General features: G+C 32.0%; 20 protein-coding genes. 11 read left to right on the top strand and 9 right to left on the bottom strand.

Annotation, left to right across the window (positions count from 1 at the left end):
• Nucleotides 1-129: 129 nt before the first annotated feature.
• From pstC to ilvE, 8 genes are all read left to right on the top strand, one after another.
• Nucleotides 130-1,068, top strand: coding sequence for a phosphate ABC transporter permease subunit PstC (gene pstC / locus MJ_RS05450; RefSeq protein WP_064496699.1), 939 nt, complete (start codon nucleotides 130-132; stop codon nucleotides 1,066-1,068).
• Nucleotides 1,055-1,900 (top strand): phosphate ABC transporter permease PstA, encoded by an 846-nt coding sequence (gene pstA / locus MJ_RS05445; RefSeq protein ID WP_010870526.1) that lies wholly within the window; start codon nucleotides 1,055-1,057, stop codon nucleotides 1,898-1,900. The genes pstC and pstA overlap by 14 nt, the downstream gene beginning before the upstream one ends.
• Nucleotides 1,901-1,930: 30 nt before the next feature.
• Nucleotides 1,931-2,689 (top strand): phosphate ABC transporter ATP-binding protein PstB, encoded by a 759-nt coding sequence (pstB, locus tag MJ_RS05440; protein ID WP_010870525.1) that lies wholly within the window; start codon nucleotides 1,931-1,933, stop codon nucleotides 2,687-2,689.
• Between the two features lie 66 nt (nucleotides 2,690-2,755).
• Nucleotides 2,756-3,148 carry a PhoU domain-containing protein gene (locus tag MJ_RS05435; protein ID WP_010870524.1) on the top strand — a complete coding sequence of 131 codons (393 nt, stop codon included), beginning with the start codon at nucleotides 2,756-2,758 and terminating at the stop codon, nucleotides 3,146-3,148.
• Complete coding sequence (locus tag MJ_RS05430) at nucleotides 3,145-3,387, top strand: hypothetical protein (RefSeq protein WP_064496698.1); 243 nt, start codon at nucleotides 3,145-3,147, stop codon at nucleotides 3,385-3,387. The genes MJ_RS05435 and MJ_RS05430 overlap by 4 nt, the downstream gene beginning before the upstream one ends.
• Before the next feature lie 149 nt (nucleotides 3,388-3,536).
• Nucleotides 3,537-4,661 carry an ATP-binding protein gene (locus MJ_RS05425; RefSeq protein WP_064496697.1) on the top strand — a complete coding sequence of 375 codons (1,125 nt, stop codon included), beginning with the start codon at nucleotides 3,537-3,539 and terminating at the stop codon, nucleotides 4,659-4,661.
• A gap of 51 nt (nucleotides 4,662-4,712) precedes the next feature.
• The gene (phoU, locus tag MJ_RS05420; protein WP_010870522.1) at nucleotides 4,713-5,423 is read left to right on the top strand and encodes a phosphate signaling complex protein PhoU; all 711 of its coding nucleotides are present in this window, start codon (nucleotides 4,713-4,715) and stop codon (nucleotides 5,421-5,423) included.
• Nucleotides 5,424-5,523: 100 nt separating this feature from the next.
• Complete coding sequence (gene ilvE, locus MJ_RS05415) at nucleotides 5,524-6,390, top strand: branched-chain-amino-acid transaminase (RefSeq protein WP_010870521.1); 867 nt, start codon at nucleotides 5,524-5,526, stop codon at nucleotides 6,388-6,390.
• Nucleotides 6,391-6,437: 47 nt separating this feature from the next.
• Here the strand turns inward: ilvE and valS are convergent, their stop codons facing one another.
• The 8 genes from valS to hisS form a co-directional block, all read right to left on the bottom strand.
• On the bottom strand, nucleotides 6,438-9,074 hold the full coding sequence (valS, locus tag MJ_RS05410) for a valine--tRNA ligase (protein ID WP_010870520.1): 2,637 nt from the start codon (nucleotides 9,072-9,074) through the stop codon (nucleotides 6,438-6,440).
• 101 nt (nucleotides 9,075-9,175) lie between these two features.
• A complete protein-coding gene (locus MJ_RS05405) occupies nucleotides 9,176-10,204 on the bottom strand; it encodes an ATP-binding protein (protein WP_064496696.1) in 1,029 nt (342 codons plus the stop codon).
• Nucleotides 10,205-10,226: 22 nt separating this feature from the next.
• Complete coding sequence (locus tag MJ_RS05400; protein ID WP_010870518.1) at nucleotides 10,227-10,622, bottom strand: helix-turn-helix domain-containing protein; 396 nt, start codon at nucleotides 10,620-10,622, stop codon at nucleotides 10,227-10,229.
• Nucleotides 10,623-11,267 carry a CBS domain-containing protein gene (locus tag MJ_RS05395; protein WP_010870517.1) on the bottom strand — a complete coding sequence of 215 codons (645 nt, stop codon included), beginning with the start codon at nucleotides 11,265-11,267 and terminating at the stop codon, nucleotides 10,623-10,625.
• 90 nt (nucleotides 11,268-11,357) lie between these two features.
• The gene (hacA, locus tag MJ_RS05390; protein ID WP_010870516.1) at nucleotides 11,358-12,620 is read right to left on the bottom strand and encodes a homoaconitase large subunit; all 1,263 of its coding nucleotides are present in this window, start codon (nucleotides 12,618-12,620) and stop codon (nucleotides 11,358-11,360) included.
• Nucleotides 12,621-12,721: 101 nt separating this feature from the next.
• The gene (gene dacZ, locus MJ_RS05385; protein ID WP_010870515.1) at nucleotides 12,722-13,651 is read right to left on the bottom strand and encodes a diadenylate cyclase; all 930 of its coding nucleotides are present in this window, start codon (nucleotides 13,649-13,651) and stop codon (nucleotides 12,722-12,724) included.
• A gap of 87 nt (nucleotides 13,652-13,738) precedes the next feature.
• Nucleotides 13,739-14,605: a coenzyme gamma-F420-2:alpha-L-glutamate ligase gene (gene cofF, locus MJ_RS05380; RefSeq protein ID WP_064496695.1), complete on the bottom strand. Its 867-nt coding sequence runs from the start codon at nucleotides 14,603-14,605 to the stop codon at nucleotides 13,739-13,741.
• A gap of 42 nt (nucleotides 14,606-14,647) precedes the next feature.
• Complete coding sequence (gene hisS / locus MJ_RS05375) at nucleotides 14,648-15,889, bottom strand: histidine--tRNA ligase (RefSeq protein ID WP_064496694.1); 1,242 nt, start codon at nucleotides 15,887-15,889, stop codon at nucleotides 14,648-14,650.
• A gap of 211 nt (nucleotides 15,890-16,100) precedes the next feature.
• Between hisS and thsB the strand changes: the two genes are divergently transcribed.
• From thsB to MJ_RS05360, 3 genes are all read left to right on the top strand, one after another.
• Complete coding sequence (gene thsB / locus MJ_RS05370; protein ID WP_010870512.1) at nucleotides 16,101-17,729, top strand: thermosome subunit beta; 1,629 nt, start codon at nucleotides 16,101-16,103, stop codon at nucleotides 17,727-17,729.
• A gap of 269 nt (nucleotides 17,730-17,998) precedes the next feature.
• Entirely contained in the window at nucleotides 17,999-18,607 is a 609-nt protein-coding gene (locus tag MJ_RS05365) for a hypothetical protein (protein ID WP_162484754.1), read from the top strand.
• Nucleotides 18,608-18,627: 20 nt separating this feature from the next.
• A complete protein-coding gene (locus MJ_RS05360) occupies nucleotides 18,628-18,900 on the top strand; it encodes a hypothetical protein (protein WP_064496693.1) in 273 nt (90 codons plus the stop codon).
• Here MJ_RS05360 and MJ_RS05355 read toward each other — a convergent pair.
• On the bottom strand, nucleotides 18,887-20,242 hold the full coding sequence (locus tag MJ_RS05355; RefSeq protein ID WP_010870510.1) for a TldD/PmbA family protein: 1,356 nt from the start codon (nucleotides 20,240-20,242) through the stop codon (nucleotides 18,887-18,889). The two genes, MJ_RS05360 and MJ_RS05355, sit on opposite strands and share 14 nt — an antisense overlap.
• Nucleotides 20,243-20,284 lie beyond the last annotated feature (42 nt).

Below are 20,284 nucleotides of genomic sequence, written 5' to 3'. Positions count from 1 at the left end.
AATTTTATATTTGGGAATAATATTTTTATTAAGCAATATACAATGTTACAATTATTTAATCCTGCGAAAGTCTTATTAAAATAGAACTTATAAAAGCCATAAGATAAGGATTAAAAAAGGTTGAAAACCATGGAGATTAAAAAACTCCTAAGAAAGATAGATGAATTCAAAATAATAACATTACCAGCAATATTTGTTGTGTTTATATTATTTGTTTTAATATTAGGCTTTTATTTCTTCAATGCACTCCCAGCTATTGAGAGATATGGTATTGATTTATTTATAACAAATGTTTGGAAAGCGGCTGAAGAACCTGCAAAAGAAGTTTATGGATTAGCAGCGCCAATTTGGGGTAGTATATATACAGCAACAATTGCTGTTTTAATAGCTTTGCCTCTATCTATATGCTATGCAATATTTGTCAATGATTATGCTCCTAAAAGACTGAAATATCCTTTAATTGTAATTTCAGATATTATGGCAGGACTTCCAACAATAATTTATGGTATATGGGGAGCATTCATATTAGTCCCTCTGTTAAGAGACCATATTATGAAATTTTTGTATGAACATTTTTCATTTATTCCACTCTTTGATTACCCTCCATTATCAGGTTATTGCTATCTATCAGCAGGAATTTTGTTGGGAATAATGGTTACTCCATTTGCAGCAGCTATTATTAGAGAGGCTTATGCAATGATTCCATCTGTTTATAAAGAGGGTTTAGTTGCTTTAGGAGCAACAAGATATGAAACCACAAAGGTTTTAATAAAATACATAAGACCAGCCATAATTTCAGGGCTTATATTGGCTTTTGGTAGGGCTTTAGGAGAAACAGTTGCTGTTTCACTGGTTATTGGAAACTCCTTCAACCTAACTTACAAGCTCTTTGCTCCAGGATATACAATATCATCATTGATAGCAAATCAATTTGGAAATGCAGTGTTGTATGAGTATATGACTTCTGTCCTCTACTCTGCTGGTTTAGTGCTGTTTGTTATAGGATTGGTTGTTAATATCATTGGAATTTATTATTTGAAGAGGTGGAGAGAGCATGTCTCCCATTAAACATAAAACCATTAGAATGATTAAAGATAAGATATTTCTATTTATTGTTGGGGCATTAACTTTATTGGCAATACTCCCTTTATTCCATATAATAATTTCAATTGTTGAAAAAGGACTACCAATAATAATGGAAAGGGGCTTAACTTTCATAACTGGAACGTTGAGTGAGGGAGGAATAGGTCCGGCAATAGTTGGGACTTTAATGCTCACATTCTTAGCGACTTTAATTGGCTTACCTTTAGCTTTCTTAGCTGGAGCTTATGCCTATGAATTCCCAAACAGCTTTATTGGAAGAGCTACAAAGATGTTACTGCAGATAATGTTAGAATTCCCAACTATACTGGTTGGTACATTTGTCATGGGTATGTTAGTTGTTCCTATGGGAACTTTTTCAGCATTAGCTGGGGCTTTGGCTTTAGCTTTAATATTAACTCCTTATGTTGCAGTTTATACAGAAGAAGCGATGGCAGAAGTCCCAAAGATTTATAAAGAAGGAGGTTATGCGTTAGGATGCACAAGGGCACAAGTAATATTCAAAGTTATTACGAAGATGGCTAAAAAAGGAATTTTAACAGGAATTTTAATTGGTATGGCAAAGGTTGCTGGAGAAACAGCTCCTCTACTATTTACTGCAGGAGGGTTGTATGAGGTCTATCCAACAAATCCATTAGAGCCAGTTGGAGCAATTCCTCTCCTCATCTATACATTAGTTCAAAGTCCTTCTATAGAAGACCACCAGATGGCATGGGGAGCGGCTTTAGTAATGCTTATAATATTTTTAGCAATATTTGTTCCGATAAGATATGCTTTAAAGGATGATATAAAATTATAAAATTTTATAAAATATAAAAAAGGGATAGAAATGACAAAGGTGAAGATGGAAACAAAAAACCTAAATTTGTGGTATGGGGAAAAGCAGGCGTTATTTGATATAAATCTCCCAATCTATGAGAATAAAATAACTGCCTTAATAGGGCCAAGTGGATGTGGTAAATCAACATTTTTAAGATGCTTAAATAGGCTAAATGATTTAATTCCAAATGTTAGAATAGAGGGAGAGGTTTTATTGGATGGAAAAAATATCTATGATAAGGATGTTGATGTTTATGAGTTGAGAAAGAGAGTAGGAATGGTATTTCAAAAGCCAAATCCTTTTGCTATGAGCATCTATGATAATGTTGCATTTGGCCCAAGAATTCATGGAATTAAGGATAAAAAAGAATTGGATAAGATTGTTGAGTGGGCTTTAAAGAAAGCGGCTTTGTGGGATGAGGTTAAAGATGAACTGCATAAAAACGCTTTATCTCTCTCTGGAGGACAACAGCAGAGGTTATGTATAGCGAGAGCGATAGCAGTTAAGCCAGAGGTTTTATTGATGGATGAACCAACATCTGCCTTAGACCCTATCTCCACATTAAAGATAGAGGAGTTAATGGTTGAGTTAGCTAAAGATTATACGATTGTTGTTGTTACCCACAACATGCAGCAGGCAAGTAGGGTTTCTGATTACACTGCCTTTTTCTTAATGGGGAAATTAATTGAGTTTGGAGAGACAGAGCAGATATTCCTAAATCCACAGAAGAAGGAGACAGATGACTACATTAGTGGTAGGTTTGGTTAAGTATCATCATCAAAATTTTTTAATTAATCACAAAATATGAACTTTTATACTTATTGAGGGATATTTATGCCAAAAAAATTTGATGACATAGTAAATGAGATGGATAGAAAAATAGAGCTATTAGGGGAAGAAATAATAAAAAATCTAAATCTTAGTGTTGAAGGATACTGCACAAACAAAAAAGACATCTGTAATTTGGTAATTTATAAAAACAATAACATAATCAAAAATTTAGAGTCATTGGAGATGTATTCAGTAAAAGCTCTATGCCTATATAGACCCGTCTCAAAAGATTTAAGAAAATTGCTAACAATTATAAAATTGTGTTCAATGTTGGAAAAAATTGAAGAATGTGCCGTAAAGATAAGTTTTGTTCTGCTAAATTCAAAATTTAATTTTGATAGAAATGACAAATACATAAAAAGAATGGCTTCTTTAACTGAGGAGATAATTTATTGAGTATTTCTTCTTACATAAATGAAGATATAAATAAAATTGATGAGATATATAAACTACACAGAGAAATTGAAAAGATATTTTATGAAGAGTTTCAAAGATACTTAGCAAGAAAGATTTTTGAAGATGTGTTTATAGTTTTTGCAAAAGTTATTAAAATTAAAAATAAAAATTTGAACGCCCCCACTTGGGGGCGTTCATATATATCCTATATATTTCAAAATGTTTTGCAAAAACTATAATGTTGCTATTGTGAATGAGCTAACCAATATAGGAAAATATTTAGAAAGATGCGAAAATTCTGCAAATGACTTTAGAAAAGAGATATACTTTTTAATTACTGGCAAAAAAATGATATGAAATATATAGTAAATTTGAGGAGTTGATAAATATGAAATTCTTTAATAGGGTGGAAGAAATAAAAGAAATTTTATCAATTTTAGAAGAAGAACCAAATTTAATTTATTTTATTTATGGCCCCATAAACTCTGGAAAAACAGCCCTAATTAATGAAATTATCAACAATAGACTGGATAAAAACAAATATGTTGTGTTTTATATCGATTTGAGAGAGATTTTTATCTCTAAGTATGATGAGTTCGAAGCGAAGCTTCGAGCAACGAAAACCTTCGGTTTTCGTCTAATTATAGAAGTCTTGTTTGAAGAGTATGAGGATGATAAAAAGCCTATTGAAATTATAAGGAGTTTGATAAAGGATGCTCCTTCTTTATGTGGTATTCCAACACCAAAAAATACATTGGAAGAAATTCTAAAAAAGAAAACAACCAAGAATGTATTTAAGTATATAACTAACATTTTAATGGATATTAAAAGAGAAGGAAAACAGCCAATAATTATTATAGATGAATTGCAAAAAATAGGAGATATGAAAATTAACGGATTCTTAATTTATGAGTTGTTTAATTATTTTGTATCATTAACTAAGCATAAGCATCTATGTCATGTTTTTTGTTTAAGTTCTGATAGTTTATTCATAGAGAGGGTTTATAACGAGGCAATGTTAAAGGAGAGGGTTGATTACATTTTAGTTGATGACTTTGATAAAGAGACAGCTTTAAAGTTTATAGATTTTCTATCAGAGGAAATTCTAAATAAAAAATTATCCGATGAGGATAAAGAGCTAATTTATTCTTATGTTGGGGGAAAGCCAATTCTAATTATAAATGTTATAGGTAAATTAAAACATAAAAATCTAAAAGATGTTTTAAATATCTTGTTAATGGATGAAATCTCTAAATTAAAGGACTTTTTAAGTAATTTGGATTATATAAAACCAAAAGTTAATATTGAGGAGGAGATTATCGAAATTAGAAAAGAGGACATAATTAATGCGTTAAAATTGTTTAAGGGAAAGTATGAAATTGAAGTTGATAAAATACCAAAAGCAGTTTATGTTTATTTAGTTAAAAAAAACATTTTATTTTTATATCCTCAAAGAGGAACTTTAAAGCCACAATCATTTTTAGTATGGAATGCCATAAAAAGAGTGTTATAACTATACTTTATTTTACTTTTATATTGCCAAAAAATTATATGGAGGGAAATTATGCCAAAAAAGTTTGAAGAAATACTTAAAGAAGTTGAAAACGATTTAATAGAGATGGCTGAACTTTGTGCAGAACAAACTGAAAATGCAGTGAAGGCATTTATTGAAAGTGATAGAGAGTTGGCTAAACAAGTTAGAAAAAGAGACACTACCATTGATTTGATGGAGATGAAAATAGAGGAAAAATGTATTAAGGCAATTGCTTTATATCAACCTGTTTCAGGAGATTTAAGGGAGTTAATGACTGCTATTAAAATATCTTCAAAATTGGAAAAAGTTGGAGACAATGCATCAAAGATTTGCAAAATTTTGTTAAAGTCAGATGTTGAGGGTAATAGAAAGAATGAACTTCTTATTGTTATGAAAGATTATTTAATAAATATGTTAAAAAATGCAATGATTGCGTTTAAAACAAGAGATGAGAGTTTAGCAAGAGATGTCTATAATATGGATAAAAGGTTAGATGATTTGTATGAGCAACTATATAGAAGTATGATTAGTAAAATCATTGAAAACCCTAAAAATCTAACTCTTTACACTGAAATAATATTCGCTGGTAAATATTTAGAAAGAAGTGGAAATATTGTTGCTTCAATAGGAGATAGGATTGTTTATATGATTACTGGGGAGAGGATAAAAGAGGAAGAGATAGAAGAAGAATTAAAAAAAGAAAAAGATATAGAAAAGAATATAGATCAAATAAATGACTAAATAAGTGAATAGACTCTATTTTTATTTTTTGCAAATAGACAATTTTATATATTAAATATTCATTTTATTTTTATTTTGACAATTTAACAAAGGTGGTCTTATGAAAATCTACTTAAACGGAAAGTTTGTTGATGAAAAAGATGCAAAGGTTTCTGTGTTTGACCACGGTTTATTATATGGAGATGGAGTTTTTGAAGGAATTAGGGCTTATGATGGCGTTGTTTTTATGTTGAAGGAGCATATAGACAGATTGTATGATTCAGCAAAATCTCTCTGTATAGATATCCCACTAACAAAAGAAGAGATGATTGATGTTGTTTTAGAGACATTGAGAGTTAATAATCTGAGAGATGCATATATAAGATTAGTTGTTACAAGAGGAGTTGGTGATTTAGGGTTAGACCCAAGAAAGTGTGGAAAGCCAACTATTTTCTGTATAGCAATTCCTATGCCTCCTTTATTAGGGGAGGATGGAATCAGGGCTATAACCGTTTCAGTTAGAAGACTGCCAGTAGATGTTTTGAATCCAGCAGTTAAATCCCTCAACTACTTAAACAGCGTCTTAGCAAAGATTCAGGCAAACTATGCTGGAGTTGATGAGGCATTTTTATTGGATGATAAAGGTTTTGTTGTTGAAGGAACTGGAGATAACATATTTATAGTTAAAAATGGAGTTTTAAAAACTCCCCCAGTTTATCAGAGTATCTTAAAAGGAATCACAAGGGATGTTGTCATAAAATTAGCTAAGGAAGAAGGAATAGAGGTTGTTGAAGAACCTTTAACTTTACATGACTTATACACTGCCGATGAACTATTTATCACTGGAACAGCTGCTGAAATAGTCCCTGTTTTTGAGATAGATGGTAGAGTAATAAATAATAAACAAGTTGGAGAAATCACTAAAAAATTAAAAGAGAAGTTTAAAGATATTAGAACCAAATGGGGAATAAAGGTTTATGATGAATAAAAAATAAAAAAGTTAAAAAATTCAATTTATTTTTTTATTTTATCCATTTATTTCCTAATTATTGCCATTGCTAAAACTCCCTCAATATCAACTGAATCTACTTCCTCTCCTTCGCAGAATAAAGCTCTTTTAACATCTTTAATGTGTTCTTTTCTAATAACTCCATACTCTGTTTCTAAACCTTCGTTAATGATTTTTTCAAGTGTCTCTTCATCAGCATTCTTAATTAAATCCATAACCGCCTTTGCATTCTTTTTAAACTCTGGCCCTATCTTTGATTTATCAGGAATTATTTCAACAATCTTTGATTCAAGGGCTGGTTTTCCTTTGATTATTTTAAGCTCTTCAATCTTCAATGTCCCTTTAATATCCTCGGCTGTTTTATTTAAAGCTAAATAAGTCTCTTCATCCTCTGTATAAATTTCAACGTATTTTAATGGAGCATTTAAAGCCATTCCTGAATTTGCCTTAAATCTTCTAATTGAAATGACTGTATTTTTAGCTATTTCCCCAAATTTCTCTGCCTCTTCATTTATAAATCTATTATCAACTTCTGGAAATGAGAAGTGGAGATTATCTATCTTATAAATCTCAGCTATGTAATCTGAGAAGTGTGGTGCAAATGGGCATAGCAATCTAACAACCTTGTCAATTACATAGTATAATGTCCATCTTGCTTCTTTCTTTGCCTCTTCATCATCTCCATACAATCGATATTTAACCATCTCTATGTAGTTATCACAGAACTCATGCCAAACAAACTTATAGATTTCAACTATTGTATTAAACCTATAATTCTCTAAGTCCTTATCAACCCTCTCAATTAATCTCTGCAATTTACTCAAAATCCATAAATCAATTGGGTTGCTAATTTCCATTGGTTTTTTTAGCTCATCAATAATGTCATCACTTATATGCATCTTAGCAAATCTACAAGCATTCCAGGACTTTCTTAAGAATCTATAGCCGTAATCAACCTCTTTCCATAAGAATTGGACATCATCTCCAACAACACTATTACTTGCCCACAATCTTAAGGCATCTGCTCCATACTTAGCTATAATTTCATCTGGCTCTACAACATTTCCCCTACTCTTACTCATCTTATGTCCATCTTCTCCAAACACCATTCCGTTTATAACAATCTCATCCCATGGCTTTTTACCAGTCAAAGCTACTGACTTGACAATTGTATAGAAAGCCCATGTTCTAATTATGTCATGCCCCTGTGGTCTTAATTGGACAGGATAATGCTTCTCAAAGAATTTATCATCATCTAACCACTTTGTTATAACCATTGGTGTTATTGAAGAGTCCATCCATGTATCTAAAACATCTGTCTCTGGGATTAAGTCTTTATTGCCGCACTTATCACAAACATAACCTGTTTTAGTTGGGTCTATTGGTAAATCTTCTTCTTTAGCAACAACCACATTTCCACACTTTGGACAATACCAAACTGGGATTGGTGTGGCAAAGATTCTCTGCCTACTTATAACCCAGTCCCAATCCATATCTTCAATCCAATTCAACAATCTAATTTTCATGTGCTCTGGAATCCACTTAATTTCATCAGCTACTTCTCTAACCTTTGGGATGAGTTTTCTAACATTAACAAACCACTGCTCAGTAACGATAATTTCAATTGGTGTTTTACATCTCCAACAAACACCAACATTCTGTTTTATTGGCTCTTGCTTAACTAAATAGCCCTCTTTCTTTAAATCCTCAATAATCTTCTCTCTTGCTTCCTCTGTTTTTAGCCCTTTATACTTTCCAGCTATCTCTGTTAGCTCTCCCTTCTCATCAATTGCTTTCTTAATCTCCAATTTATGCCTATTAACCCACAAAACGTCTGTCTTATCCCCAAATGTACAAACCATAACTGCTCCAGTACCAAACTCCTTCTCAACATCCTCATCAGCCAATAACTTAACCTTATGCCCAAACAATGGGACTATAAACTCTTTTCCAATTAAATGCTTATATCTTTCATCCTCTGGATGAACTAAGATAGCAACACACGCAGCCATAAGTTCAGGTCTTGTTGTTGCTATCAACAAATGCCCTTCTCCATCAGCAGCAGGGAATTTTATATAATTCAATTTGCTTTCTCTCTCTTTATACTCAACTTCAGCAAATGCAATAGCTGTTTGACATCTTGGACACCAATTTACTGGGAATTTTCCTCTGTAAATTAATCCATCTTTATACATTCTAACAAAGGCAGTTTGGGATTTTTTAATATACTCTGGAGTCATTGTTATATACTCTTTATCCCAATCAATAGAAATTCCTAAGGATTTTATCTGTCTTCTCATTTTTTCAATGTTTTCTTTTGTTAATTCAATGCAAAGCTCTCTAAATTTATGTCTATCAACATCTGACTTTGTTATGCCATGGATTTCTTCAACCTTAACCTCTGTTGGCAGTCCATGACAGTCCCAACCTTGCGGGAAGAGAACGTTAAAGCCCTTCATCCTCTTGTATCTTGCTATTATATCCATGTAAGTCCAGTTTAATGCATGTCCTAAGTGTAATCTACCAGTTGGGTATGGTGGTGGTGTATCTATAATATATGGTGGCTTATTGCTCTCTTCATCAAATTTGTAAATCTTACTTTCTTCCCACTTTTTTTGTATCTGTTTCTCAATCTCTATATTGTAATCCTTTGGCATCTCCATTATGAATCACCGTCAAATCTTTTGAAGAGTTTTTAATTTAATAAAAATAGTTGAGGTTTAAATAAATAACTCTCTAATACATATTTGTAAATTTATAAATCTCATTCTATAACTTCTTTTATGGCATACCACTTCTTTACAGAGGTTGGCTTGATTATACCGTTCATCACATCATAAAACAGTATCTCATTTTTAATTAAAAATTTAACTTCATCCATAAGATTATCTCTTATAATCTCTTTAATATCAACTTTTATTTTGTTCTCAAATAATTTTAAGGCATCAATTAATTTTCCCATCTCAAACTCCTTTTGAGTAGAAATTAAATATAAGATTTTGTCCCTCTCAATATTAATCCACTGCTTTATAGTTTGTTCAACAGATAAGCCAAGTTTTTTATTGTTTATTAATTGAGAAATTTCATAAGGTAGAGATAAATATTTTAAGCAGTAATCAACCTCCTCCTCACTAAAACCCTCTTCTTTTAAGATATTTCTAATACTTTCTTTTCTTAACCAATCAATTAAATAATATTCAGAGGTATTTTCTAAAGTAGAGTTTCTATAGATTTCCTCTATAAATAAAGTATCAGAAGTTAAACAAATAACATGACATAGATGTCTTACTTTAGTTAAATGCACAAATAAATTAAACAATTCATTCAACAAAGATTTATCTCCCTTACCCTCTCCATTGAAGTATATACTCTTTAACTTCTGCAATTCATCTATTATTAAAATTGGTTTCTTTCCATCTTTAATAACTGCATTAATACTCTCTTTCATCTTGCTAAAGACATCATTTAACTTTATATTATCGAAATCAAATTTCTCTTCAATACCAAACTTAAATATTTTTAAGTTAATTTCAAATCTATTTAGAAGATACTTTTTATCTCCTTTTTCAAAAAATATTTCCAAAAACTCTTCCTTTGTTGGTGTAGCATATTCTCTCAAATCATAATAAAAAAACACCAAATCATCTTTTTTAGATAATTCTTCAATAACCCTAAGCATTACCGTAGATTTACCAGAAGATTTAGGACCATAAACAAAAAGTATAGAGTTAGGCTCTAATTGGACATAATTTTTTAGATAATTTAATTCTTTCTCTCGATTATAAAATTTCATAAAAATCACCAAAAAAAGAATCCTATTTCTTAAACCATTCTGGATAGCCAACTATCTTATACCCACCAAATGGCCCAGACTTACTCTCTATTTTAAAGCCAAGAGTTTTTAAATCCTTTATTCTGTTATGCACTGCTACTCTGCTCTTCCTATCAATATAATCTTTTAAAAATTCTCCAGATATAAAATCAGAGTTTTTGGCAAATATTTTATTTCTCTCTAAAATTTTTCTTGCTTCTTCTTCCCCAAACTTCTCAGATAGCTTATGATATAAATCATTAACACCAATAAGAATATTTAAAAGGATGAAATGCCCAATATCTAACTTTATGTTATTTTCATAGGCCTTTTTTAAAAACTCCCAGAAATCATAATCTTTCTTTTCTATTATGTTTTTTATCTCATCTTCTATCCTCATTCAACCCCCTTTCCTTCTTTTTGCTAATTTTCTTGCCAAAGCAACCATACCTATCTCAATAAGTCCAACAAAGAACTTTTCTAAACCACCACAAGCCCAAATAGCCTTTCCAAAGGTTGTTTTTTTAATCCTCTCCTCATACTCTTGTGGCGTTATATCTTCTCCAGTCATTCTCTTTGTTACAACTGCAGCTGCTTCCATCAACTCCTCCCAGCTTATATCTCCAATGTGATTATGCAATTCCTTAAATATCTTATACACTGGGATTTCATAGAGCTTAGCTAATGTTTTGACAACATCACAGTTCCTAACCATTCCAATAACTCTACCATCTCTTGTTAATACAGGAATGCTAACAACCTTATACTTAACGAATTTTAAAACTACATTCCTTGCCTCATCATCTTCATAGACAGTTATAACTTCTTCAACAGGCCTCATAAACTCTGTTATAGGCTTTTTAAAATCTTTCTCTGAAATTCCTAATAACTCCAATGTAGTTACCCATCCAACTAATCTATCCTCTTTATCAACAATTGGGGCAGAGAATCTCTTCTTCTTTTTTAATAGATTTATAGCATCTTCAACAGTCTCATCTACATATATCTTGGCAAAATTCTTATCCATTAAATCCCTAACTTTCATAGTATCACAAAGAATATTTATGATAAAATAATATTATACTTGCTTAATGTTTTTATTTCTATCTCTTTAGGAATTTTAATACCTATTCCATTAATCCAATTTGTTGGTTATATATCCCTTAACTGCACTTATTGCGGCAATCTTTGGAGATGCCAAGTAAATATAGCTATTTATATGCCCCATCCTTCCTTTAAAGTTTCTGTTTGTTGTTGATAAACAAATTTCTCCCTCAGCCAAAACCCCTTGATGAGCTCCTAAGCAAGGTCCGCATCCCGGAGTGCAAATCATCGCCCCAGCTTTAACAAAGATATCTATAATACCCTCTTTTAACGCTTGCAAAAATACCTTTTTTGATGCCGGGATAACAATTAGCTTAACATCTTTATGAACCTCCCTACCTTTTAAATATTTAGCTGCTTCTCTTAAATCACTCAACCTTCCATTTGTGCAACTCCCAATAAAAACTTGATTTATCTCAGTCCCTTCAACATCACTAATTGGCTTTACGTTATCTGGGTGGTGTGGAACAGCAACTTGTTCTTCCATATCTGTTATGTCAATTTCTATCTCCTTATAGTAGTTTGCTTCATCTCTATTTACTGTTATTCTCTCTTTTTTTAATTTAGCTATATCCTCATCAGAAAGTCCTCTCTCTTTCTTTAAATAATCATAAGTAATTTCATCAGCCTCTATCACTCCTGTTTTTCCTCCCATCTCTATTGCCATGTTGCATAAAGTTAGCCTTCCATCCATGTCCATGTTTTTAACAACCTCTCCACCATACTCAATAGCCATGTATGTTGCTCCTCTTCTCCCAATTTCCTTACAAACCCTTAAAACAATATCTTTGGCAGAAACATTTTCATTTTTTCCAACTATATCTACCCTAATTGTTTTTGGCACTTTAATCCATGTTTCTCCTGTTGCATAGATGTAAGCCATATCAGTAGCTCCAAAGCCAGTAGCAAAAGCTCCAAAAGCTCCATGTGTGCATGTATGGCTGTCTCCACCAGCTACAAACATGTTTGGCAAAACATAATTTTCAGCTAAGATTTGATGACAGATGCCTTCTCCACCTTTATGGAAATTTTTAATGCCAAATCTTTTAACAAACTCCAAAGCTAATTTTTGCATTTCAGCAGCTTTAACTGTGTTTGGTGGAACATTGTGGTCAAAGGCAACGACTATTTTATCTGGATTCCAAACACTATCACTCATTTCCTTTAAAGCTTTGTATGCTAAAGGTGTTGTTCCATCGTGTGTCATTGCCAAATCAACTTCAACCTCTATGCTATCTCCTGCACAAACTTCATAACCAACTTTTTTTGATAGTATCTTCTCTACCAATGTCAATTTATCACCTAAATACTTTATTTACAAAACATCCCAAAGAAAGGTGTTCAAATTTTCTATCAAATAACCTAATAACTTTTTTGCAAAAAATATAACCAAACCTAATCAAAGAATAATATATTTGCCCTTGGGTCTGTCTCAAAAACTATCTTCCCATCTTTAAATACCCTAACTATTCCTCCACTTTGTGAAACAGTCACAGCTATAGCATTCGTATTTTTTGATATACTTGCAGCAGCTAAATGCCTCGCTCCTAAACCTTTTGGTATATTAACATCTCCTTTTATCTCTAAAAATCTCCCTGCTGAAACTACTTTACCTTCATCAGTAATTATAAATGCTCCATCAATAGAAGATAACTCCTTTATAGTCCCCTTAACATTTTCGTCAAATATGCTCGCATTGTGTCCAGCAAATGGATTTAATATTAAAGGTTTTGACATACTCATAACGTTTAAGGTATCCCCCATAACAAAAATTGTTCCTACATACTCTCCTTCTCTTCCTTCTCTTCCAATTTCCATAGCTAATTTTATAATCTCTTTTAATGTTCTTTTTTGTTTTTCATCCAATGTTTCAAAAAGTTCATAAAGGGTTATAGTTTTCACATGCTCTTTTACATTAACCACCATTATTGTATCCAACTTTCCAGGAGTTTTTGGCTCTCCTACAACTGCAACAATTTTGTTATTTTCTTTTAATATTTTCATTTTAAGAGCATGCACTATTCCACTACTTATTATCATGCATCTGTTATCCTCTCTATGTTTAATAAAGATTGGATAAATATTCTCTTCATTCTCAGAAGAGATTTTTTTATAAGTTACTTGATTTGGAGTTGCAACAATTATTTTTACATTTTTATGAGATATTTTGTCAAGAATCTTTATTATTCCTGAATGTTCATCTTTTTTTAAAAAAGATTTTAGTAATTCATAAGATTTCCCCGTCTCAGTAAATATCATAAACGCGTCTGCTTTAATATCATAAGCAAGTTCTAAACCATGCTTTATTATGTATTTAGCTATCATACCTCCACCACTACAACTTTACATAATTCAATTCGGTATAACCAAAACGGATATATTAAAAGGAGCTTTCATCCCCTTAATGTCTCTTCAGGACTTTGCATACCTAACTAAAGCTTCAGCTATCTTCTTATCAGCATTTATTCCTATATCTCTAAAGCCCTTAGTTCCCGGGGATGAATTTAACTCAATAACATAATAGTTGTCTTTTGTTGGTAGTATATCAACCCCTAAGATTACAGCCTCAGATAAATCAGCACATTTTAAGGCTAATTCTTCAAGTTCCTCATCAATATTTAGTTTCTCAACAACATTTCCTAAATAAAGGTTTGTTCTAAAATCTCTACTAACTCTTCTGTATCCACCAACAACTTCTCCATCAACAACTAATATTCTCATATCCCTATATAAGTCATTTTCTTTGAAATCAATAAACTCCTGTATAAGCTTTCCTTCCCAGATGGCATTTTTTGTTAATTGTTTTAACTCATCATAATTTCTTGCCATAAATACCTTTAAACCACACTTTGAGAAAGAATTTTTTATAACCACTGGAAATCTTAAATTGTATTTCTCAATAAATTTAACTGCATCCTCATAATCTCTAATTAAAGCTGTTTTTGGTGTCTTTATTTTATTCTTTGCAAGTAACTTTATACATTTAAACTTGTCTGATGTAAGGTAGAGAGTTTTAATTGGATTTATAAATCTACAGCCCTCAACTTCCAATGCATTTATGAATTGCCAAGAGTAGAGGGTTAATCTATCAAAATAATCTCCTATTCCACATCTCGAATGAATTAAGTCAGTTTCTAATTTAAAATCATGGCTCATCAAATTTTCTGGGCTTGATAATAAAAATATATCGCATTTAGCTCCTAATTTTTCAATCTCATTCTTTAAACTCCATACACTACAGCTCCTTCCTTCTGGTGATAGTATGGTTATTTTTACCATAAACATCCCAAAAATAAAAATTTATAAAGATTTAAATTGGGGTTAGAAATTTGTCAATTCATCTATACCAATTAATTTCTGCTCTCCAGTTATCATATCTTTTACAGTTACTTTCCCTTCATTAAGCTCTTTCTCTCCAACAATAATTACCTTCTTAAATCCTCTTGAGTTTGCATAATCTAAAGCTTTTCTTAGCTTTCTCCCCATAATCTCAAGTTCTACAATTTTTCCAGCTTTTCTTAACTTATCAGCTATAATTAGAGATTTTTTAATTAATTCCTTATCTTTTTTTACTGGGATTATTAAAATGCTCTCTTCCTCAATATCTAAATCATCGATATTCATCATAATCCTATCAAATCCATAGGCAAAACCAACAGCTGGAGTTGGTTCTCCTCCAAACGTTTCAATTAAGTTATCGTATCTCCCGCCACCACATATCTGCTTAGCTCCCTTCTTCCCATAGATTTCAAATACCATTCCTGTGTAGTAATCTAAACCTCTCGCAATTCCAAGGTTTATTGTATATTTATCATGAATAACAAACTCTAAAATCTCCTCCAAATTATTTATCGCCTCCATAGATTTTGGGAAGTCCTTTAATATTTCCTTTAGTTCATCCAAAACCTCTCTACTTCCTTTAAACTTCAATATCTCAAATATTAGCTCTTTCTTCTCCTCTCCTAAGATTTGAGTTAGATAAATCTTCAAATTATCATAATCCTCTTTATCAATTAATCTTCTTATTTTAACCTCCTCTTCCTCACTAACATTAAATTTCTCTAAAACTCCCTTCAAAACTCCCAAATGCCCTATATGAACATCAAAATCCAAACCAATATTTATCAATCCATCCATTGCTAAATTCAAAACCTCAGCATCTGCCAATGGTTCTTTGCATCCTATTAACTCACAACCCATCTGCCAAAACTCTCTAAACCTCCCTGCCTGAGGTCTCTCATATCTAAAACAATTAGCGAAATAATAAAGCCTTAAAGGTTTTTGTAGGTTCTTCAATTCATTTAAATAGAATCTAACAACCGGGGATGTCATCTCTGGTCTTAAAGCCATTTCTCTCCCACCATGGTCCTTAAACACATACAACTGCTTTCTAATCTCTTCTCCTGTTTTTTTAGCTATTAACTCAAAGCTTTCAAAGGTTGGGGTTAATATCTCCTTATACCCATACCTCTCAAAAACCTCTCTTAGCTTATTTTCAACAAATCTTCTTTTTTTCATCTCCTCTGGTAAAAAATCTCTCGTCCCTCTTGGTTTTTGGAACATCACTATCATCCTTAAATACGTTTTGTTTTTTGTAAATAAATAGCAAAGCTATCTTATAAATCTTTGTTTCATCAGCATAATTTTGTAAGATATAAGTATTTATATATTTACAGTTATTGATGTTGAATCAACTTTACACAAAACCGAAAGGTTTATATAGAATTTCATTAACATATACATACCGAATAAGGTAACAATCTGAGGTGAGAAGATGGCAATGGCAGGAGCACCAATAGTAGTATTACCACAAAACGTTAAGAGATACGTTGGAAGAGATGCTCAAAGAATGAACATCTTAGCAGGTAGAATTATCGCTGAAACAGTTAGAACAACATTAGGTCCAAAAGGAATGGACAAAATGTTAGTTGATGAGTTAGGAGACATTGTTGTTACAAACGATGGAGTTACAATATTAAAAGAAATGAGTGTTGAGCACCCAGCTGCTAAGATGTTAATAGAAGTTGCTAAAACCCAAGAAAAAGAAGTTGGAGATGGAACAACAACAGCAGTTGTTATTGCTGGAGAGTTGTTAAGAAAAGCTGAAGAGTTGTTAGACCAAAACATCCACCCATCAGTCATCATCAACGGATACGAAATGGCAAGAAACAAAGCAGTTGAAGAATTAAAGTCAATAGCTAAAGAAGTTAAGCCAGAAGACACAGAGATGTTAAAGAAAATTGCAATGACATCAATTACTGGTAAAGGAGCAGAGAAAGCAAGAGAACAGTTAGCTGAAATTGTTGTTGAGGCAGTTAGAGCTGTTGTTGATGAAGAAACTGGAAAAGTTGATAAGGACTTAATTAAAGTTGAGAAGAAAGAAGGAGCTCCAATTGAAGAAACCAAGTTAATTAGAGGAGTTGTTATTGACAAAGAGAGAGTCAACCCACAAATGCCAAAGAAAGTTGAAAACGCTAAGATTGCATTATTAAACTGCCCAATTGAAGTCAAAGAAACAGAGACAGATGCAGAAATAAGAATTACTGACCCAGCTAAGTTAATGGAGTTCATTGAGCAAGAAGAGAAGATGATTAAAGACATGGTTGAGAAGATTGCTGCTACAGGAGCAAATGTAGTATTCTGTCAGAAAGGAATTGATGACTTAGCTCAGCACTACTTAGCTAAGAAGGGAATCTTAGCAGTAAGAAGAGTTAAAAAATCAGACATGGAAAAATTAGCTAAAGCAACAGGAGCAAGAATCGTTACAAAGATTGACGACTTAACACCAGAGGACTTAGGAGAAGCTGGATTAGTTGAAGAGAGAAAAGTTGCTGGAGATGCAATGATATTCGTCGAGCAGTGCAAGCATCCAAAGGCTGTAACAATCTTAGCAAGAGGTTCAACAGAGCACGTTGTTGAAGAAGTTGCAAGAGCAATTGATGATGCAATTGGAGTTGTTAAGTGTGCATTAGAAGAAGGTAAGATTGTTGCTGGTGGGGGAGCAACTGAAATAGAATTAGCTAAGAGATTAAGAAAATTCGCTGAGTCAGTTGCTGGAAGAGAACAGTTAGCAGTTAAAGCATTCGCTGATGCTTTAGAAGTCATTCCAAGAACATTAGCTGAAAACTCAGGATTAGACCCAATTGACATGCTCGTTAAGTTAAGAGCTGCTCACGAGAAAGAAGGCGGAGAAGTCTATGGATTAGATGTCTTCGAAGGAGAAGTTGTCGATATGTTAGAGAAAGGAGTTGTTGAACCATTGAAAGTTAAAACACAAGCTATTGACTCAGCTACAGAGGCATCAGTCATGCTCTTAAGAATCGATGACGTCATAGCTGCTGAGAAAGTTAAAGGAGACGAAAAAGGAGGAGAAGGAGGAGACATGGGAGGGGATGAATTTTAATTCCTCCTCTGAATAAATAAATTTTTAAGCTTTTATTTTTTATTTCCTTACATTAATGTATTTTTATATATAGTGGTGTCTAAATGGGAAAAATAGATACTGACACCCCTATAGAGATTGTTAAGGAGAGTATATGATTCTACTTTGATATATTGAAGTCCCTATATGCCCTTATTTTCTTGTTATTTGTTATTGTCGTTTCATATATTTTTAATGGATTGTGGTCTGTATTTAATATAAAGCACGTCTTTTGGGTTAATCTTTTTTTATTGATAGCTTTTCATCCACAACATTTAGATGGTTTAATTATTCTTCTCTTAATTCCATTAAAAATTTTCAGTAATTTTAAATTAAAACTTCAATGTATTATAGCACTGGTTGGAATACTATTAACAATAATTAAAGGAGTAATAAAATCAGGTTTTGGATGGATTTTGAGGATTCTATTCTTTTTTGTCAGAATGATGACAGTTTCCTTTATTAATTTAGTTGTGTTTTCGATTTTACTTACAAGTGTTTATGTACTGGGTTATGTTGCATTTTTAAAACCAGATGATATTCAATTTGGAACGTTATATACTGCATTTGGAGGTCTTGCACTTTTAGGAGCAGGAATAAAAATCATACAACACTTTATTAAACAGTCGGAGGAAATTGCACAAGAAGAATTTAAAAAGTGGTATGAAACTGAAGTTAAGAATTTTATGTATTCGTTATTTATAACTGCAAAAAATGCTTTTCCAAAATTTTTAGATGATTTGTTAGCTAAGGGAGTGGTTTCACAGGAGGAATATCAAAATTTAATAAAATTATATTCCCACATTTTAGCTAGAATTTTGAAAAATGATGAAGAGAAAATGAAAATTCCAACGTTTTAGAAGTAAAACGAATTAATTATGTGAAATATGTAATAATTATTGCATCATTTTTTAAAGAACTATTAGATGAAATATTCTCAGAAAATGAACCAAAACTTATATCTAAAAAAGAAAATAAAGAATTGAAAAAATTATGGTCAGACTTAATAGATGATTTAAAAATACTCTTGCCCTATACAACATATCCAACAATAACATTGGATTCTCTTGCACGATTAAGCCGTTTGAGTTTAAAAAGAGATTTAAAGATAATCTCTGAATACATTAAAAATGAGAATTTTAAGAAACAGTAGCTATTGTTCTAACACATCCACCACCATCACCAACTGGAACACTCTGCCCATCCTTTCCACAGTAACCAACACTTAGCTCAAAGTCCTTTGTAACTGCATCAACTTTAAATAAAATATCTAAAATCTCCCCACTTAAACCAGCATCTTTTAAAACCTGAGTTAGTTCTCCATTTTCGATTAAGTAGGCTTCAACTGCACTGAATTGGAAGAGCCCTTTACCAGTATCTACCTGTCCCCCTCTCGAACCCTTTAAGAATATTCCTTCTTTTGTGTCCTCTAAAAGCTCTTCAAAACTCCAATCTCCAGGTTTTATGAAGGTGTTACTCATCCTTACAATTGGTTTGTTTAAACCTTCAGCTCTACCGTTCCCTGTTAGCTCAGCATCCATTCTTCCAGCTGTTTCTCTTGAGTGTAAATAAGTTTTTAAAATTCCATTTTCAATGATAACTGTTTTTTTACCTTCAACTCCCTCATCATCATACTTATAAGAACCAAAAGCTCCCTCAATTGTAGCATCATCTATAACTGTAACATATTCACTTCCTACTCTTTCTCCTAACTTATCTTTAAATACACTATCATTCTGCAAAACTAAGTCCGCCTCTGATGCATGCCCCACTGCCTCATGTATAAATACTCCAGCTAACTCAGGGTCTAAAATTACTTTAAATTTCCCCTTTGGGCATGGTTTTGCTTTCAATAATCTTAAAGCTCTATTTTTTGCTTCTAAAGCTAAATTTAAATAGTTATCTTTTATTTTCTCAAATCCAAAACCACCAGTTCTCTCAGCACCATACTGCAGATTCCCATTTTCCTTAGCAACACAGTTCATATACATTATGCATCTTGTTATCTCTCCCTCAATCCTTGAACCTTCGCTAATCATAAATATTCTCTTTCCAAACACATCAGAATAGCTAACAGAAATACTTTTAATCTTTTCATCCGTCATATTTTTGTATGTATCAATAATAATTTCTTTCTTTTCTTCAATATCAACATCAGTTGGGTTTATTTTCCCAATCATTTTATAATTATCAATTATTGCCTTGTAATCTTTTAATATAATCTCTTTTTCTGAATATTCATTTGAGATTTTAGCCATTTTATACGCTTTATTTATGAGTTTTTCGATTTCCTCTTCACTCACTATGTTTGATGTAACAAACCCCCATCCATTTTTGTATAAGACTCTAACAGCTACACCATTTCCAAAACCTGATGAGATTTCTTCTATTTTACCATCTTTTAATGTTATTGTATTGCTCTCTCCAAAATTTATTCTTATATCCGCATAATCTCCAACTTCTAACAATTTCTCTATTTTTTCCAAGTTAAGCATGTTATCACCAAAGACATTAAAATACTTTTTATAAAATATTTT

The sequence above is a fragment of the Methanocaldococcus jannaschii DSM 2661 genome (genome assembly GCF_000091665.1).
Lineage (GTDB): Archaea > AGJL01 > Methanococci > Methanococcales > Methanocaldococcaceae > Methanocaldococcus > Methanocaldococcus jannaschii.
Note: the sequence above shows the minus strand (reverse complement) of the source record. Positions and strands in the feature narration are given on the sequence as shown.

What these genes read in the sequence shown, in the direction of transcription:
- pstC (WP_064496699.1), top strand. Translation starts at nt 130, where the DNA reads ATGGAGATTAAAAAACTCCTAAGAAAGATAGATGAATTCAAAATAATA.
- pstA (WP_010870526.1), top strand. Translation starts at nt 1,055, where the DNA reads ATGTCTCCCATTAAACATAAAACCATTAGAATGATTAAAGATAAGATA.
- pstB (WP_010870525.1), top strand. Translation starts at nt 1,931, where the DNA reads ATGACAAAGGTGAAGATGGAAACAAAAAACCTAAATTTGTGGTATGGG.
- MJ_RS05435 (WP_010870524.1), top strand. Translation starts at nt 2,756, where the DNA reads ATGCCAAAAAAATTTGATGACATAGTAAATGAGATGGATAGAAAAATA.
- MJ_RS05425 (WP_064496697.1), top strand. Translation starts at nt 3,537, where the DNA reads ATGAAATTCTTTAATAGGGTGGAAGAAATAAAAGAAATTTTATCAATT.
- phoU (WP_010870522.1), top strand. Translation starts at nt 4,713, where the DNA reads ATGCCAAAAAAGTTTGAAGAAATACTTAAAGAAGTTGAAAACGATTTA.
- ilvE (WP_010870521.1), top strand. Translation starts at nt 5,524, where the DNA reads ATGAAAATCTACTTAAACGGAAAGTTTGTTGATGAAAAAGATGCAAAG.
- valS (WP_010870520.1), bottom strand. Translation starts at nt 9,074, where the DNA reads ATGGAGATGCCAAAGGATTACAATATAGAGATTGAGAAACAGATACAA.
- MJ_RS05405 (WP_064496696.1), bottom strand. Translation starts at nt 10,204, where the DNA reads ATGAAATTTTATAATCGAGAGAAAGAATTAAATTATCTAAAAAATTAT.
- MJ_RS05400 (WP_010870518.1), bottom strand. Translation starts at nt 10,622, where the DNA reads ATGAGGATAGAAGATGAGATAAAAAACATAATAGAAAAGAAAGATTAT.
- MJ_RS05395 (WP_010870517.1), bottom strand. Translation starts at nt 11,267, where the DNA reads ATGAAAGTTAGGGATTTAATGGATAAGAATTTTGCCAAGATATATGTA.
- dacZ (WP_010870515.1), bottom strand. Translation starts at nt 13,651, where the DNA reads ATGATAGCTAAATACATAATAAAGCATGGTTTAGAACTTGCTTATGAT.
- cofF (WP_064496695.1), bottom strand. Translation starts at nt 14,605, where the DNA reads ATGGTAAAAATAACCATACTATCACCAGAAGGAAGGAGCTGTAGTGTA.
- hisS (WP_064496694.1), bottom strand. Translation starts at nt 15,889, where the DNA reads ATGTTCCAAAAACCAAGAGGGACGAGAGATTTTTTACCAGAGGAGATG.
- thsB (WP_010870512.1), top strand. Translation starts at nt 16,101, where the DNA reads ATGGCAATGGCAGGAGCACCAATAGTAGTATTACCACAAAACGTTAAG.
- MJ_RS05355 (WP_010870510.1), bottom strand. Translation starts at nt 20,242, where the DNA reads ATGCTTAACTTGGAAAAAATAGAGAAATTGTTAGAAGTTGGAGATTAT.